Annotated in this window: 13 protein-coding genes; 6 read left to right on the top strand and 7 right to left on the bottom strand. The window is 63.6% G+C overall.

Annotated features, from left to right (window positions below):
* Nucleotides 1-23: 23 nt before the first annotated feature.
* From F6S12_RS05740 to mreB, 6 genes are all read right to left on the bottom strand, one after another.
* The gene (locus F6S12_RS05740) at nucleotides 24-3827 is read right to left on the bottom strand and encodes a YhdP family protein (protein ID WP_161466193.1); all 3804 of its coding nucleotides are present in this window, start codon (nucleotides 3825-3827) and stop codon (nucleotides 24-26) included.
* A gap of 75 nt (nucleotides 3828-3902) precedes the next feature.
* A complete protein-coding gene (rng, locus tag F6S12_RS05745) occupies nucleotides 3903-5360 on the bottom strand; it encodes a ribonuclease G (RefSeq protein ID WP_011059254.1) in 1458 nt (485 codons plus the stop codon).
* A gap of 56 nt (nucleotides 5361-5416) precedes the next feature.
* Nucleotides 5417-6022 (bottom strand): Maf family protein, encoded by a 606-nt coding sequence (locus tag F6S12_RS05750; protein WP_011059253.1) that lies wholly within the window; start codon nucleotides 6020-6022, stop codon nucleotides 5417-5419.
* Between the two features lie 43 nt (nucleotides 6023-6065).
* A complete protein-coding gene (mreD, locus tag F6S12_RS05755) occupies nucleotides 6066-6557 on the bottom strand; it encodes a rod shape-determining protein MreD (RefSeq protein ID WP_011059252.1) in 492 nt (163 codons plus the stop codon).
* Nucleotides 6557-7654 (bottom strand): rod shape-determining protein MreC, encoded by a 1098-nt coding sequence (mreC, locus tag F6S12_RS05760; protein ID WP_072443017.1) that lies wholly within the window; start codon nucleotides 7652-7654, stop codon nucleotides 6557-6559. Before mreC ends, mreD begins: the two co-directional genes overlap by 1 nt.
* A 142-nt stretch (nucleotides 7655-7796) precedes the next feature.
* Entirely contained in the window at nucleotides 7797-8834 is a 1038-nt protein-coding gene (gene mreB / locus F6S12_RS05765) for a rod shape-determining protein MreB (protein ID WP_002555108.1), read from the bottom strand.
* A gap of 211 nt (nucleotides 8835-9045) precedes the next feature.
* Here mreB and gatC point away from each other — a divergent pair, with 211 nt between their 5' ends.
* The 6 genes from gatC to F6S12_RS05795 all read left to right on the top strand — a co-directional run bounded on the left by gatC (nucleotide 9046) and on the right by F6S12_RS05795 (nucleotide 14311).
* Nucleotides 9046-9333 carry an Asp-tRNA(Asn)/Glu-tRNA(Gln) amidotransferase subunit GatC gene (gene gatC, locus F6S12_RS05770; RefSeq protein WP_011059250.1) on the top strand — a complete coding sequence of 96 codons (288 nt, stop codon included), beginning with the start codon at nucleotides 9046-9048 and terminating at the stop codon, nucleotides 9331-9333.
* Nucleotides 9334-9349: 16 nt separating this feature from the next.
* On the top strand, nucleotides 9350-10801 hold the full coding sequence (gatA, locus tag F6S12_RS05775) for an Asp-tRNA(Asn)/Glu-tRNA(Gln) amidotransferase subunit GatA (protein ID WP_053149031.1): 1452 nt from the start codon (nucleotides 9350-9352) through the stop codon (nucleotides 10799-10801).
* 10 nt (nucleotides 10802-10811) lie between these two features.
* The gene (gene gatB / locus F6S12_RS05780; RefSeq protein WP_011059248.1) at nucleotides 10812-12257 is read left to right on the top strand and encodes an Asp-tRNA(Asn)/Glu-tRNA(Gln) amidotransferase subunit GatB; all 1446 of its coding nucleotides are present in this window, start codon (nucleotides 10812-10814) and stop codon (nucleotides 12255-12257) included.
* 187 nt (nucleotides 12258-12444) lie between these two features.
* The gene (locus F6S12_RS05785; protein ID WP_169892810.1) at nucleotides 12445-12819 is read left to right on the top strand and encodes a septal ring lytic transglycosylase RlpA family protein; all 375 of its coding nucleotides are present in this window, start codon (nucleotides 12445-12447) and stop codon (nucleotides 12817-12819) included.
* A 50-nt stretch (nucleotides 12820-12869) separates the two neighbouring features.
* The gene (locus F6S12_RS05790; protein ID WP_026020272.1) at nucleotides 12870-13934 is read left to right on the top strand and encodes a calcium/sodium antiporter; all 1065 of its coding nucleotides are present in this window, start codon (nucleotides 12870-12872) and stop codon (nucleotides 13932-13934) included.
* Nucleotides 13931-14311 (top strand): carboxymuconolactone decarboxylase family protein, encoded by a 381-nt coding sequence (locus tag F6S12_RS05795; protein ID WP_011059245.1) that lies wholly within the window; start codon nucleotides 13931-13933, stop codon nucleotides 14309-14311. The genes F6S12_RS05790 and F6S12_RS05795 overlap by 4 nt, the downstream gene beginning before the upstream one ends.
* A gap of 54 nt (nucleotides 14312-14365) precedes the next feature.
* On the opposite strand, the gene F6S12_RS05800 is transcribed toward F6S12_RS05795, so the two are convergent.
* Nucleotides 14366-15307 carry an AEC family transporter gene (locus F6S12_RS05800; protein ID WP_011059244.1) on the bottom strand — a complete coding sequence of 314 codons (942 nt, stop codon included), beginning with the start codon at nucleotides 15305-15307 and terminating at the stop codon, nucleotides 14366-14368.
* Nucleotides 15308-15407 lie beyond the last annotated feature (100 nt).

Below are 15407 nucleotides of genomic sequence, written 5' to 3' on the forward strand. Positions count from 1 at the left end.
CCATAGGCGCGAATCGAGGATTCTCAAAACGGTTTGTCGAAGGTGATTTTCGGCTCTTTCCATGGGCCTTTGACGTTGTATTTGACGCTGGCGAAGCGCGCCACGCGGTCACCGATCAGCTTGTCGATCAGGAACAACGCCCCGCCCACCGCCGGCGCACCGACAATCAGCGCGGCAATCGGCAGGTTGTTGGTCACCGGCAAGGTCACCAGCAGCTTGGCGTCCACCTGGTCGGCCACCATGTCCAGGGTGCCATTGAGCTCCAGGTTGCTCGACGGCCCGGTCAGGGTGATCGGTTCGCGAGTGACGTAAACGCCATTGCTCGCCGCCAGCACGCCCCGGACCCGGTCATAGCTCAGGCCCTTGCCGAACAGGTCGGAGAAGTCCAGGCGCAGGCGACGACCGATGGAGTTGAAGTTGAGCAGGCCGAACACCCGCAAGGCCTGGGCCCCGCCGTCGACTTCGACGAACTGGCCCTTGCGCAGGGTAGCGTCCAGGCTGCCGGAGAAGCGCTTCAAGCCCACCCATGCCGGCGAGCCCGGCCAGCGGCCATCGACGTCCAGGTGAAATTCTTCACTGGTCACGGTCGGGGCGAAGCCCCAGCCCTTGAGCACGTCCGCCAGGTTCTTGCCGCCAATGCGGCCCCGGTACCAACTGTTGCTGGCACCGGCCAGGCCTTCCCAGCCGCCCTCGCCCTGCAACTGCATGCCCTTGAGGCCCAGGTCCAGGCCATTGAAGACCATGCCCCTGGACGTCGGCCGCACCTTGAGCGCCCAGCGGCCGATCAGGTCCTGGCCCTGGAACAGCTGGGCAATGGAAATATCCAGGGGCGGAACGCTCTTCGGATCCACCGAGGCCAGGGGGTCGGGCGCATTTTCATCGGCCTGCGCTGCCGGATCGGCAGCCGGCAGGCGCACGTACGCCATGTCGATGGCCATCGGCGCCGCCTTGGCATCGGGAATCCCGACCTTGCCTTTGGCCTGCTGGCTGTCGATCTGCAACTCCCAGGCAGCGGGCTTGCGCGCCAGCAACAGGTTGACCTGGTCCAGGGTGGTGCCGAAGGCACTGAGCTTGCCAACCTTGAAGTCCGCACTGCTGAGCAACTGTTTGGCGCTGCCTCCCGGGTCCTGCCCGGCGTAGCGATCCACCAGGGCTTTCCAGGGTTCCACATCCAGCTCGGAGAGAATCCCTCGTATCCGCAGCCCTTTACCCGGCGGCAGCAAGGCCGCGCCATCGCCGAGGAACAGCTCGCCCCGACCCTCGGCGAGCTTGCCGCTGGGCGCCGCAAAGGTGAAGTCGGCCAGTTCGCCGTAGTTGAACCAGTAGCGCCGCTCGGCCCCTTGCAGAGTCATGCGAAATACACTGTTGCGCCCGGTGCTGGCCGCCATGCCGAACGGCGCCGGCAGGTCCACCGCTACGCCCTTGAGACTGGAACTGACCATCAACTGGCTGTCGGCTCCGTCCAGGTTCAGTTGCAACTGGTAGGGCACCTCGCCGGACACCGGCAACGGCTGGCCGACTTGCAACCAGTCGGTAAGTTTCTTGACCGCAACCTGGCCCTTGGCAACCACTCGAGTATTGGGTTTGCCCGGCTTGCCATCGGCGAAGATCTGCGCCGTGACCGGCCGCTCGAACGCCTGGGCACTGATGCCCTCGCCACTCAGGCCCTTGGCACTATCGAAGCGGAAATCACCCTTGAGCTGGGTTAGTTCCAGCTCAGGCTCACTGAGCTTGAGGCGCGCCTTGTCGGTCTTGAACGCCACCACGATCTTCGGCTCCTGGCCCTTGACCAGGGGAATATCCAGATCCAGCTTGCCTTGCAGATCGCCCTCGCCATGCCAGCCGGCAAAGGTCGAGCCGGTGCCGATCGGCGCTTCCTGGAGAATTTTCACGCCATCGCCCAGGCCACCGGCAAAGGCGCCATCGATGTACATGTGGCTGTCCTGCCCGCTGGCAGCATGGGGAATGTTGACGAAGACATCCCGCACCTTGGTGTCCAGCAACTGGCCTTTGCTGGCGACGATGCGCACGCCGCTGTCTTCGATGAACACATCGCCGCTGACCTTGGTCAAGTGCGGCCAGCCCGGCTGGAACGCCAGCTCGGTGTCATGCACCTTGAAGAACAGGCTGATGCTGCGGGCGGCCTCGACGGCGTCATGGTTCAGCGAACCCTGGTACTGGAAGAAGCCCTGGTCCACCGCGCCCTTGAGGATCGCCGTGCGCAGCCATTCATCCACACCGGCGTTGAGCACCTGGGGCAGGTACTTGGCGGTGTAGCGCCCATCGCCGTCCACCAGGCCGACTCGCAGGTCCATGTAGTCTTCCTGGCTGTGGTCGAAATGCAGGCGGATCAGGAAGTCGCCGGCGATCTTGCCCTCTTCGCCCAGCACCTTCAGGTAGGGGGCAATCAGGGTGAAGCCTTCCTTGTCGAGCTTCCAGGTCAGGGTGGCGTTGGCCTGGATGTACTGCCAGGGCTTGGCGAAGATCGGGTACAGGTGCAGGGAGAAATCCTTGCTGTCCATGCGCAGCTCGCCCTTGCCCAGGTCGCCGCTGATGCTGCCGCTGACATTTCGCGCTGCCGGAGCACCGTGATAGGCGTCGAAGCCAACCCGGTCGAGGTTCGCAGCGAAGCTCAGGCGCTGGTCGCCACTGTTCTGGGGACGATAGTCGAGCAGCACGTTGCGCAGGCCGCCAGTGACTTTCAGTCGGTCGATGGCCGTGGCCAGGCCTTCCGGCAAGGGGGCCAGGGCATCGAGGATCGGGGTGATCGGCTTCAGGTCCAGGCGGTCGGCCTGCACATGCCAGAGTTCTTCCTGCTGCTCGGTCGCGTTGCGCTGCTGCACCTGCACACGGGATTCCCAGCGGGTCTCGCCGAGGTTCAGCGCCAGGGAGTCAAGCTGCACCTGCAGGCCCTGCTCGTCACGCTGGAAGTAGGCATTCAACGCCAGGTTGCTCAGGGACACCGGCGTGCGCTCGGCATAGGCCCCGGTGAATTGCGGGGCATTCAAGCGCAGCGTGGCGTTTTGCACCCCACCCTTGGCCCACTTCAGCCACAGCTCGCCACCCGCTTTGAGCTCGGAGAGTTTCCACTCCCGGGTCAGCCGGGCCGGCACCCAACGCGACCAGTCGCTTTGCGGCAGGCTCAGGTACAAGTCGGCCTGGGCATCGCGCCAGGCCTCGGCCCGCATCCTGGTCCGCAGGTTCATTGCCAGGGGCTGGCCGTCCGGCAGCGTCAGGCGCAGGTCCAGGCGCTGGCGGCTGGTACCGCTGCGCAGATTGAGCCCGACGTAGGTCAGGGCCACGGGCTGGTGGTCCAGAGGCTGCAAGGTGACCTGGCTGTCCAGCAGCGACAGCTCGGCAACCTGTTGCAGGCGGCCCAGCAACTGCTGGGGGTCCATCGGCTGGTCCTGTTGCACCGGCAGGCCTTCAAGCTGCCACTGGCCGTCCGCGCCCTCTTTCAGGCTCAGGCTCAGGCCGCTGAGCTCCAGGCGGCCGATCCGCAGGTCACGGGCCAGCAGGCTGCCGAGCATATCCGGCGCCACGCTCACCTGATCCAGGCGCAGCGCATTGGCGCCCTCGCCCACCTGCACGTCGTGGGCCAGCAGGATCGGCGACAAGCCGCTCCAGCGCCCCTCCAGGCTACCGATATGCACCGGCAAGCCCACGGCCTGCTGCACCTTGGCCTCGACCTCGGGCTGGTACTCGGCCACCAGCGGGGTCAGTTCCCGGCCCAGACTGACATACAAGGCAGTCGCCACCAGCGCCAGCGCACAGAAGCCAAGCCCCCAGCGAATCAGCGTGGTGAACAGGCGCATCAGCCGCTCCATTTCAGTTGGCTCCCAGGGTAAAAGTCATGCAAAAAGCTGAAGCCAGCCATTTCCACGGATGTAGAACACGCGGAATCAGAGCAGCACCACGTCGTATTGTTCCTGGGAATACATGGTTTCGACCTGGAACCTGATGGTCCGGCCGATAAAACCCTCCAGCTCCGCCACGTTGCCCGACTCTTCGTCCAGCAGCCGGTCGACCACCTTCTGATTGGCCAGCACCCGATACCCTTCTGCCTGATAAGCCCGGGCCTCGCGGAGGATTTCTCGGAATATTTCGTAACAGACGGTTTCCGGGGTTTTCAACTTGCCCCGCCCCTGGCAACTGCTGCAAGGCTCGCACAGCACCTGCTCCAGGCTCTCGCGGGTACGCTTGCGAGTCATCTGCACCAGGCCCAGCTCGGTGATGCCGATGATGTTGGTCTTGGCGTGGTCACGCTCCAGCTGCTTTTCCAGGGTGCGCAATACCTGGCGCTGGTGCTCTTCATCTTCCATGTCGATGAAGTCGATGATGATGATCCCGCCCAGGTTGCGCAGGCGCAGTTGCCGGGCAATGGCGGTGGCCGCCTCGAGGTTGGTCTTGAAGATGGTTTCCTCAAGGTTGCGATGACCGACGAAGGCCCCGGTGTTGACGTCGATGGTGGTCATGGCTTCCGCCGGGTCTACCACCAGGTAGCCTCCGGACTTGAGCGGCACCTTGCGCTCCAGGGCTTTCTGGATTTCGTCCTCGACGCCGTACAGATCGAAGATCGGCCGCTCGCCGGGGTAGTGCTCCAGGCGGTCGGCGATTTCCGGCATCAGTTCGGCCACGAACACCGTGGTCTTCTGGAAGGTTTCCCGGGAGTCGATGCGGATCTTCTCGATCTTCGGGCTCACCAGGTCGCGCAGGGTGCGCAGAGCCAGGCCCAGGTCCTCGTAGATCACATTGGGCGCGCCGATGGTCTTGATCTGCGCGCCGATCTGGTCCCAGAGCCGGCGCAGGTAACGGATGTCCATCATGATCTCATCGGCCCCGGCGCCTTCGGCGGCGGTGCGCAGGATAAAACCACCGGCCTCCTTGATGCCTTCCTGGGCCACGCAATCACTGACGACCTGCTTCAGGCGCTCACGCTCGGCTTCGTCCTCGATCTTCAGCGAGATACCGACATGGGCGGTACGCGGCATGTACACCAGATAGCGGGAAGGGATCGACAACTGAGTGGTCAGGCGCGCGCCCTTGGAACCGATGGGGTCCTTGGTGACTTGCACCACCAGGCTCTGCCCTTCGTGCACCAGAGCGCTGATGCTCTCTACCGCAGTGCCTTCGCGGGTGGAAATTTCCGAGGCGTGGATAAACGCCGCCCGGTCCAGGCCGATGTCGACGAAGGCCGCCTGCATGCCCGGCAAGACCCGCACCACCTTGCCCTTGTAGATGTTGCCGACGATCCCCCGGCGCTGGGTGCGCTCGACGTGAACCTCTTGCAGCACTCCGTTTTCGACCACCGCCACGCGTGATTCCATCGGCGTGATGTTGATCAGAATCTCTTCACTCATGGCAGTGTCTCGTTCAGGCGTGTTCATAGAGGGCCGCAGCAATCGGGTACGGCGCTTTAGCGCACTGGAAGGTTTTGCCAACAGGGTATGCCGAAATGCCCGAGCAGTTCTGCGGTTTCGCACACCGGCAAGCCGACCACCGCGGAATAACTGCCATTGAGGCCGGCGACAAACACCGCTGCCAGTCCCTGGATAGCATAGCCACCGGCTTTGTCGCAGGGCTCGCCGCTGGCCCAGTAGAGCGCGGCCTCTGCAGGCGAGATCGGGCGAAAACGTACCAGGCTGCGCACCACTCGCGACTCGCAGCGTTCACCGTCAAGCAGGGCAATGGCGGTGAACACTTCATGCTCACGCCCCGAAAGCGCCATGAGCATCTGCAACGCATCAGCCTGATCCAGCGGTTTGCCGAGAATCCGCCCATCGAGCACTACCGCGGTGTCGGCCCCCAGCACACAGGCCGGGGCCTGGGATTCACTGCTGGTGATCAGCCCGCGCCCCGCCGCAGCCTTGCCTCGGGCCAGGCGCTCGACGTAGGCGGCAGGTGACTCATCGGCCAGCGGGGTTTCATCGATGTCCGCACTGATGGCGGTGAACGGCACGCCGATCTGCGTCAGCAACTCACGCCGACGAGGCGAACCGGAAGCGAGGTAAAGCGGATTCATCAAGACATCTCCCTGTCGAGGTGCGGGCCAATGCCTGACCGAATTAATTGATTTTGAAACGTCGACGCAAGCCGCGCAGGCCGAAGCTGACCCAGGGCCACAACAAGGCACTGACCAGGGCCGGCAGCACCAGGGCCAGGGTCGGCTGGCGGTTGCCGGTCAGGGCGCTGAGCCAGAGTTGCACCAACTGCGCCAGGCCGAAGATCACCAGGATCACCAGGCTCTGCTGCCACATCGGGAACATCCGCAGGCGCTGTTGCAGAGACAGTACAAGGAAGGTGATCAGCGTCAGGATCAGGGCATTCTGCCCCAGCAGCGTGCCATAGAGCACATCCTCTGCCAGCCCCAGGCACCAGGCAGTGACCATGCCGACCTTGTGCGGCAGGGCCAGGGCCCAGAACGCCAGCAACAGCGCCAGCCACAGCGGACGCAGGATCTCCATGAACTGCGGCAGGGGCGAGACGCTCAGCAGCAGCCCGATAAGGAAGGTCAACCAGACGATCCAGCCATTTCGCGAATAGGTGCTACCCGCCATTATTCTCTTCCTCCGGTGGTGGCCGGTGCTGCTGCCGGTGGTTTGGCAGCGGCCGGTTTCACCACAGGTTTATGGACCGGCTTGGCCGGAGCGTGAGCCGCGGGTTTGGCCGGGGTCGCCGGCGCAGCAGGAGTCGCAGTGGCGGGCGCAGCCCCGGCGTTTGCCGCCGCGGCCGGCTTGGGCACGGTGGCCGGGACCACTGGCGCGGCGCCGGCGCCCTGCTGGTCCTGGGCTTCCTGGGCCTGGGCGGCGTCGTTGGCACGCTCTTCGGCGGTACGCGGATCGCTGAATACCAGCAGCAGGTAGCGGCTGCGATTCAGCGCAGCGGTGGGTACCGCCCGCACAATGGCGAACGGCTGGCCGGAGTCGTGGATCACTTCCTTGACCGTGGCCACCGGGTAGCCGGCGGGGAAACGCTGGCCCAGACCGGAGCTGACCAACAGATCGCCTTCCTTTATATCCGCGGTGTCGGCCACATGGCGCAACTCCAGGCGCTCCGGATTGCCGGTGCCGCTGGCGATGGCGCGCAGGCCGTTGCGGTTGACCTGCACCGGAATGCTGTGGGTGGTGTCAGTGAGCAGCAGTACGCGGGAGGTGTAGGGCATCAACTCCACCACCTGGCCCATCAGGCCACGGGCATCGAGCACCGGCTGGCCGAGGAACACGCCATCGCGCTCACCCTTGTTGATGATGATGCGGTGGGTAAAGGGGTTCGGGTCCATGCCGATCAACTCGGCCACTTCAACCTTCTCGTTGACCAGTGCCGAGGAATTGAGCAACTCGCGCAGGCGCACGTTCTGCTCGGTCAGGGCCGCGAGCTTTTGCATGCGCCCCTGCAGCAGCAGGTTTTCGGTCTTGAGTTTTTCGTTTTCAGCGACCAGTTCGGTACGGCTGCCGAACTGACTGGCCACGCCTTGCCATAGCCGCTGCGGCAGGTCGGTGATCCAGTAGGACTGCATCAACACCAGCGACATTTGGCTACGCACTGGCTTGAGCAGTGTGAAGCGGGCATCGACCACCATCAGTGCGACCGAGAGAACGACCAGCACCAGGAGGCGCACGCCTAATGAGGGGCCTTTGGCGAAAAGCGGTTTAATAGGCCGCTCCTCCCAGGCAAATGTTGTGTTTATTCATACGGCATCAAACCGGCCTGGATGCAGATTGACAGAAGATAAACGCCACAGGCAGCACTGCAAAGTGCTGCCTGTGAGCGCAACAGCATAGATGCAACCGGCGAAGTTATTCGCTGGAGAGCAGGTCCATGGTGTGTTTGTCCATCATTTCCAATGCACGGCCACCGCCGCGAGCGACACAGGTCAGCGGGTCTTCGGCAACGATCACCGGCAGGCCGGTTTCCTGGGCCAGCAGCTTGTCCAGATCACGCAGCAGCGCGCCACCACCGGTCAGCACCAGGCCGCGCTCGGCGATGTCCGAAGCCAGTTCCGGAGGCGATTGCTCCAGGGCGCTTTTCACCGCCTGAACGATGGTTGCCAGAGACTCTTGCAGAGCCTCCAGCACTTCATTGGAGTTCAAGGTGAAGGCACGTGGCACGCCTTCGGCCAGGTTACGGCCGCGGACGTCGACTTCACGCACTTCGCCGCCCGGGTAGGCGGTGCCGATTTCCTGCTTGATGCGCTCGGCGGTGGACTCACCGATCAGGCTGCCGTAGTTGCGACGCACGTAGGTGATGATCGCTTCGTCGAAACGGTCGCCGCCAACCCGTACGGATTCGGCGTAGACCACACCGTTCAGGGAGATCAGGGCGATTTCAGTGGTACCACCACCGATGTCCACGACCATCGAACCGCGGGCCTCTTCAACCGGCAGGCCGGCACCGATCGCAGCGGCCATCGGCTCTTCGATCAGGAACACTTCACGGGCACCGGCGCCAAGGGCCGACTCACGGATGGCGCGACGCTCAACCTGGGTGGACTTGCATGGAACGCAGATCAGCACACGTGGGCTGGGCTGCAGAAAGCTGTTTTCGTGAACCTTGTTGATGAAGTACTGCAGCATCTTTTCGCAAACGCTGAAGTCGGCGATCACGCCGTCTTTCATCGGACGAATGGCTGCGATGTTGCCCGGGGTACGACCGAGCATGCGCTTGGCCTCAGTACCAACCGCGACAACACTTTTCTGATTACCGTGGGTCCGAATGGCCACAACCGATGGTTCATTCAGGACAATACCGCGCTCGCGCACGTAAATAAGGGTGTTGGCAGTGCCCAGGTCAATGGAAAGATCGCTGGAAAACATGCCACGCAGTTTCTTGAACATGGGAAAGGGACCCTAGGCAACGCGTGGGTAAAAAAGTGCGGCAAACTCTAACAACGACAGGGATTTTGGGCAAGGCGCCAATATGTTAAATTGGCCGCTTTTCTGTGCACCAACCCCCACAATCGCGGCCATAAGACCGTAGAAATGCGGTAGTGTTCCGACAATCTAACACGCGGACGAAATCCGTTTTTGTTTTCCACTGGAGAATCCCATGGCGCTTGAACGCTCCGACGTGGAAAAAATCGCTCATTTGGCCAGCATCAAGCTCAATGAAGGCGATCTTCCACACATCACCTCCGCCCTGAACAGCATTCTCGGGCTGGTGGATGAAATGCAGGCAGTCGATACCGACGGTATCGAGCCCCTGGCCCACCCCCTGGAAGCCAGCCAGCGCCTGCGCGCAGACGTTGTGACCGAGTCCAATCATCGCGAGGCCTATCAGTCCATCGCACCAGCGGTCGAAAGCGGCCTGTACCTGGTTCCGAAAGTCATCGACTAAAGGGAAAGAGCCTGCAATGCATCACATGACTCTGGCCGAGATCGCCCGCGGCCTCGCCGACAAGAAATTCTCTTCTGTAGAACTGACCCAGACCCTGCTGGCGCGCATCGCCCAGCTGGATCCGCAGATCAACAGCTTCATCAGCCTCACCCAGGACCTGGCACTGTCCCAGGCCAAGGCCGCCGACGAGCGTCGCGCCAATGGTGAGAGCGGTGCCCTGCTGGGCGCGCCGATCGCCCACAAGGATCTGTTCTGCACCCAGGGCATCCGCACCAGCTGCGGCTCGAAGATGCTCGACAACTTCAAGGCGCCCTACGACGCCACCGTGGTCGCCAAGCTGGCCGCTGCCGGGGCCGTGACCCTGGGCAAGACCAACATGGACGAATTCGCCATGGGCTCGGCCAACGAGTCGAGCTGGTACGGCGCGGTGAAAAACCCGTGGAACCTCGAACACGTACCCGGCGGTTCGTCCGGTGGTTCCGCCGCCGCGGTCGCTGCGCGCCTGCTGCCAGCCGCCACGGCTACCGACACCGGCGGCTCGATCCGCCAGCCCGCCGCCTTCACCAACCTCACCGGCCTGAAGCCGACCTACGGTCGCGTTTCCCGTTGGGGCATGATCGCCTACGCTTCCAGCCTCGATCAGGGTGGCCCGCTGGCGCGCACCGCCGAAGACTGCGCGATCCTGCTGCAAGGCATGGCCGGCTTCGACCCGAACGACTCCACCAGCATCGATGAACCGGTGCCGGACTACAGCGCCGGCCTCAACGGCTCGCTGCAGGGCCTGCGCATCGGCGTGCCGAAGGAATACTTCAGCGCCGGCCTGGACCCGCGCATCGCCGAGCTGATCCACAACAGCATCAAGGAGCTGGAAAAGCTCGGTGCGGTGATCAAGGAAATCAGCCTGCCGAACATGCAGCACGCCATCCCCGCGTACTACGTGATCGCCCCGGCGGAAGCCTCTTCCAACCTGTCGCGGTTCGACGGCGTGCGCTTCGGCTACCGTTGCGAGAACCCGGAAAACCTGGAAGACCTGTACAAGCGCTCCCGCGGCGAAGGCTTCGGCAGCGAAGTGCAGCGCCGGATCATGGTCGGTGCCTACGCACTGTCCGCCGGCTACTACGATGCCTACTACCTCAAGGCGCAGAAAATCCGCCGCCTGGTGAAGAACGACTTCATGAGCGCGTTCAACGAAGTCGACATCATCCTCGGCCCGACCACGCCCAACCCGGCCTGGAAGCTCGGCGCCAAGAGCAGCGACCCGGTCGCTGCATACCTGGAAGACGTCTACACCATCACCGCCAACCTCGCGGGCCTGCCGGGCCTGTCGATGCCGGCCGGCTTCGTCGACGGCTTGCCGGTCGGCGTGCAACTGCTCGCTCCGTATTTCCAGGAAGGCCGCTTGCTCAACGTTGCGCACCAGTATCAGTTGAACACTGACTGGCACACCCGCACCCCAACCGGCTTCTGAGGAGACACACATGCAATGGGAAGTCGTGATCGGGCTGGAGATTCATACCCAGCTCACCACTCAATCGAAGATTTTCTCCGGTAGCTCCACCGCCTTCGGTGCCGAGCCCAACACCCAGGCCAGCCTGATCGACCTGGGCATGCCCGGCGTGCTGCCAGTGCTGAACCAGGAAGCGGTGCGCATGGCGGTGATGTTCGGCCTCGCGGTTGACGCCGAGATCGGCCAGCACAACGTGTTCGCCCGCAAGAACTACTTCTACCCGGACCTGCCCAAGGGCTACCAGATCAGCCAGATGGAACTGCCTATTGTCGGCAAGGGCCACCTGGACATCCCCCTGGAAGACGGCACCATGAAACGCGTCGGCATCACCCGCGCGCACCTGGAAGAAGACGCCGGCAAGAGCCTGCACGAAGAATTCAACGGCGCCACCGGCATCGACCTGAACCGTGCCGGCACGCCGCTGCTGGAAATCGTTTCCGAGCCTGACATGCGCAGCGCCAAGGAAGCCGTGGCCTACGTCAAGTCGATCCACGCCCTGGTGCGCTACCTGGGGATCTGCGACGGCAACATGGCCGAGGGCTCCCTGCGTTGCGACTGCAACGTCTCGATCCGTCCCAAGGGCCAGGTCGAGTTCGGCACCCGCTGCGAGATCAAGAACGTCAACTCGTTCCGCTTCATCGAGAAGGCCATCAACTCCGAGATCCGGCGCCAGATCGAGCTGATCGAGGACGGTGGCAAGGTGATCCAGCAGACCCGCCTGTACGACCCGAACAAGGACGAAACCCGTCCGATGCGCAGCAAGGAAGAAGCCAACGACTACCGTTACTTCCCCGATCCGGACCTGCTGCCCGTGGTCATCGAGGATTCCTTCCTCGACCAGGTACGTGCCACCCTGCCGGAACTGCCACCGCAGAAACGCGAGCGCTTCCAGGAGCAGTTCGGCCTGTCGGTCTACGACGCCAGCGTCCTGGCCACCAGCCGTGAGCAGGCGGACTACTTCGAGAAGGTCGCCAGCATCGCCGGTGACGCCAAGCTCGCCGCCAACTGGGTCATGGTCGAGCTGGGCAGCCTGCTGAACAAGCAGGGCCTGGAAATCGACGAAGCCCCGGTCTCGGCCGAACAACTGGGCGGCATGCTGTTGCGGATCAAGGACAACACCATCTCCGGCAAGATCGCCAAGACCGTGTTCGAAGCCATGGCCAATGGCGAGGGCAATGCCGACGAGATCATCGACAAGCGTGGCCTCAAGCAAGTCACCGACAGCGGCGCGATCTCTGCGGTGCTCGATGAGATGCTCGCAGCCAACGCCGAACAGGTCGAACAGTACCGTGCCGCCGATGAGGCCAAGCGCGGCAAGATGTTCGGCTTCTTCGTCGGCCAGGCGATGAAAGCATCCAAAGGCAAGGCCAACCCGCAACAGGTCAACGAGTTGCTGAAGAGCAAGCTCGAGGGCTGATCGGGGTTTAACCGCAAGCGGCCCCGGCCGCTTGCGCGTGACGTGGGAGCGTGCTCCCGCTCGGTCCGACAGCGACTGCAAACCGGCCGGCGCCGCTCCAGCAAGGAACATCGCCGTCGGCTTGCGGTCTGCCAGACAGACCAGCGGGAGTACGCTCCCTCGCCACATCAACCATCGGAGCTCCCGAATGAAGCGTCTGGTTGCCACTAGCGCCCTGCTCGCTCTGCTCACTGGCTGCGCCACCAGCCACGTCATCGACCCCCGGGGTTATGACGCAACCGGCACCGCCTCCTATTACGGCGCTCAGCACCACGGCAATCGCACTGCCAGTGGCGAGCCCTTCGACCAGAACGGCCTGACCGCCGCCCACCGCGAACTGCCATTCGGCACCCGGGTACAGGTCACCAACCTGGGCAACGACAAGAGCGTCGTGGTACGTATCAACGACCGAGGCCCGCACACCCGAGGCCGCCTGATCGACCTGTCCCGCGCCGCCGCCCAACAACTGGACATGCTGCGCAGCGGAACTGCCAAAGTCCGCGTCCAAGCCCTCAGCGACTGACCCCGGGAGCCCACGCCATTACCGCTTTTGCCGAACTGCCCCTGCTCAGCCTGATCCAGCTCATCAGCGGCCTGGTGATGCTGATCGCCGGCGCCGAACTGCTGGTGCGCGCGGCCATCCGCCTGGCTGCACGCCTGCACATGCGCCCACTGATCATTGGCCTGAGCATCGTCGCCTTCAGCAGCAGCGCGCCACAAATGGCCATCAGCCTGCAGGCGACCCTGGCCGACAACACCGACATTGCCGTGGGCAGCGTGATCGGCAGCAGCATTTTCAACATCCTGGTGACCCTCGGCCTGTCCGCGCTGATCATCCCGCTGCGGGTCTCGCGGCAACTGGTGCGCCTGGACATCCCGCTGATGATCGGCGCCAGCCTGCTGGTGTTCGTGCTGGCCTACAACGAACAACTCAGCCCCAGCGACGGCCTGATCCTGCTGGCAGCCCTGGTGCTGTACCTGGGCCTGCTGTTGCGCCAGTCCCGCCATTCGCACCGCCCCCACTCACCCGCACCAGCCGGCCAGCGCAGTTGGGCACCGCGCATCAGCAGCCTGCTGATGGTCCTGCTCGGCCTCGGCCTGCTGGTCTTCGCCGGGCACTTGCTGCTGGGCGCCGCCGTCTCCGTGGCCGACGATCTGGGGCTTTCCGAGCGGGTCATGGGCCTGACCGTGATCGCCGTCAGCACCTCCCTGCCCCAACTCGCCACTTCGCTGCTGGCGGCCCTGCGCGGCCAGCGCGAGATTGCCGTGGGCAACATCATCGGCAGCAACCTGTTCAACCTGCTGGGAGTGCTGGGCTTCACCGCCCTGGTGGCACCGACACCTCTTTCGGTCTCGCCCAATGCCCTGGACTTCGACCTGCCGGTCATGCTCGGCGTGGCCGTGCTGTGCCTGCCGGTGTTCTATTCCGGATACCGCGTGACCCGGGCCGAAGGCCTGCTGTTTCTGGGCTTGTACCTGGCTTACGGGCTGCATGTGGTGTCCTTCACCACCGGCATGCCTCTGGCCGGCAAGCTGGAACACCTGATGCTGTTTTTCGTCCTGCCAGCGCTGGTGGCGTTCCTGCTGTTCAGTTCGCTGCGAGCCTGGCGCCGCCAACACAAGAAGGAAGCACCATGAGCGAGAACAAGAAAAGCGGATTGCAGATGCGTCGCCAGGTCATGGGCGATGCGTTCGTCGATCGCGCCCTGGGCAACGCCACCGAATTCACCCAGCCCTTGCAGGACTTCGTCAACGAGCATGCCTGGGGCGGTGTATGGAACCGTGAGGGCCTGCCGCTCAAGACCCGCAGCCTGATCACCCTGGCGACCCTGACCGCACTCAAGTGCCCACAGGAACTCAAGGGCCACGTGCGCGGCGCACTGAACAACGGCTGCAGTGTCGAAGAGATTCGTGAAGCGCTGCTGCATTGCGCGGTGTATGCCGGAGTGCCGGCGGCCATCGATGCGTTTCGCGCGGCCCAGGAAGTGATAGACACCTATCAGCAACCGCAGTGAACCTGCTGCCGGCTCCTACGCAATAGCCGTGCAGGAGCCGGCTCGCGGCAAAGCCTAGATCCACCCACCCCACTGCAACAGGAAAATCCCGATATTGGTGGTCACCGCCGCCATCACCGTGGTGATGACGATGATCGCCGCCGCCAGTTCGTGGTTGCCATTGGCCGCCCGGGCCATGACAAAACTGGCCGCCGCGGTGGGGCTGCCAAAGTACAGGAACAGGATCCCCAACTCCGCCCCGCGAAACCCGCACAGCCAGGCCCCCAGGGTCGCCAGGGCCGGCAGGCTGACCATCTTCAGCAAACTGGAACTCATCGCCAGCTCGCCGCTGTTGCGCAAGGCTGCCAGGGACAAGGTGCCGCCAATGCAGATCAGCGCCAGGGGCAGGGTCATCTGCGCCAGGTAGCGCCCCGAAGTTTCCAGCCAGTTGGGAATGCCGATCTGCCAGTAGGCGAACGGTGCGGCCACCAGCACACTGACAATCAGCGGGTTGCTGACAACGCTCTTGAAGATGCTCCAGGGATCGGACTTGATCACCGGGCTGTAGACCGCCAGGACGATGGTCGAGAGGGTGTTGTAGAACAGGATCACCAGGGCTGCGAGCACTGCGCCCAGGGAAATTCCGTAATCGCCGTACATGCTGGCAGCCAGGGCCAGGCCGATGATCGCGTTATTGCCGCGAAACGCGCCCTGGGTATAGATCCCGCGGTCGGCCTTGGGGCAACGCCAGATCGCCCAGCCCCAGGCCAGGCCAAAGCACGCCAGGGTGGCCAAGGAGAAATAGATCAGCACCCCGGGTTTCAACGATGAATGCAGGTCGGCATGGACAATGCCGAGAAACAGCAGCGCCGGCATGGTGACGTTGAACACCAGGGCCGAGGCCGTATGAATGAAGTTGTCGTCGATCCATTCCACCCGTTTGAGCAACAGGCCGAGCAGCAACATGGCAAAGACCGGCGCCGTGATCGTCAGGGTTTCGAGAAAAATAGCCAGCATGGGCGGGTGGACCTTGAGCCTGTCGTTAGGGCGCTAATAATAATTCAATCCGCACGCTGGCGTCTGGAGCCTCGCTTCCATGGGATCTGCCTGCCCCACG

Origin of the sequence: Pseudomonas sp. JV245A, assembly GCF_032424515.1 — a bacterium.
Lineage (GTDB): Bacteria > Pseudomonadota > Gammaproteobacteria > Pseudomonadales > Pseudomonadaceae > Aquipseudomonas > Aquipseudomonas protegens.

Coding starts and splice junctions, on each gene's coding strand:
- gatC (WP_011059250.1), top strand. CDS start 9,046: ATGGCGCTTGAACGCTCCGACGTGGAAAAAATCGCTCATTTGGCCAGC.
- F6S12_RS05750 (WP_011059253.1), bottom strand. CDS start 6,022: ATGAATCCGCTTTACCTCGCTTCCGGTTCGCCTCGTCGGCGTGAGTTG.
- gatB (WP_011059248.1), top strand. CDS start 10,812: ATGCAATGGGAAGTCGTGATCGGGCTGGAGATTCATACCCAGCTCACC.
- F6S12_RS05740 (WP_161466193.1), bottom strand. CDS start 3,827: ATGGAGCGGCTGATGCGCCTGTTCACCACGCTGATTCGCTGGGGGCTT.
- gatA (WP_053149031.1), top strand. CDS start 9,350: ATGCATCACATGACTCTGGCCGAGATCGCCCGCGGCCTCGCCGACAAG.
- mreD (WP_011059252.1), bottom strand. CDS start 6,557: ATGGCGGGTAGCACCTATTCGCGAAATGGCTGGATCGTCTGGTTGACC.
- rng (WP_011059254.1), bottom strand. CDS start 5,360: ATGAGTGAAGAGATTCTGATCAACATCACGCCGATGGAATCACGCGTG.
- F6S12_RS05795 (WP_011059245.1), top strand. CDS start 13,931: ATGAGCGAGAACAAGAAAAGCGGATTGCAGATGCGTCGCCAGGTCATG.
- mreB (WP_002555108.1), bottom strand. CDS start 8,834: ATGTTCAAGAAACTGCGTGGCATGTTTTCCAGCGATCTTTCCATTGAC.
- F6S12_RS05800 (WP_011059244.1), bottom strand. CDS start 15,307: ATGCTGGCTATTTTTCTCGAAACCCTGACGATCACGGCGCCGGTCTTT.
- F6S12_RS05785 (WP_169892810.1), top strand. CDS start 12,445: ATGAAGCGTCTGGTTGCCACTAGCGCCCTGCTCGCTCTGCTCACTGGC.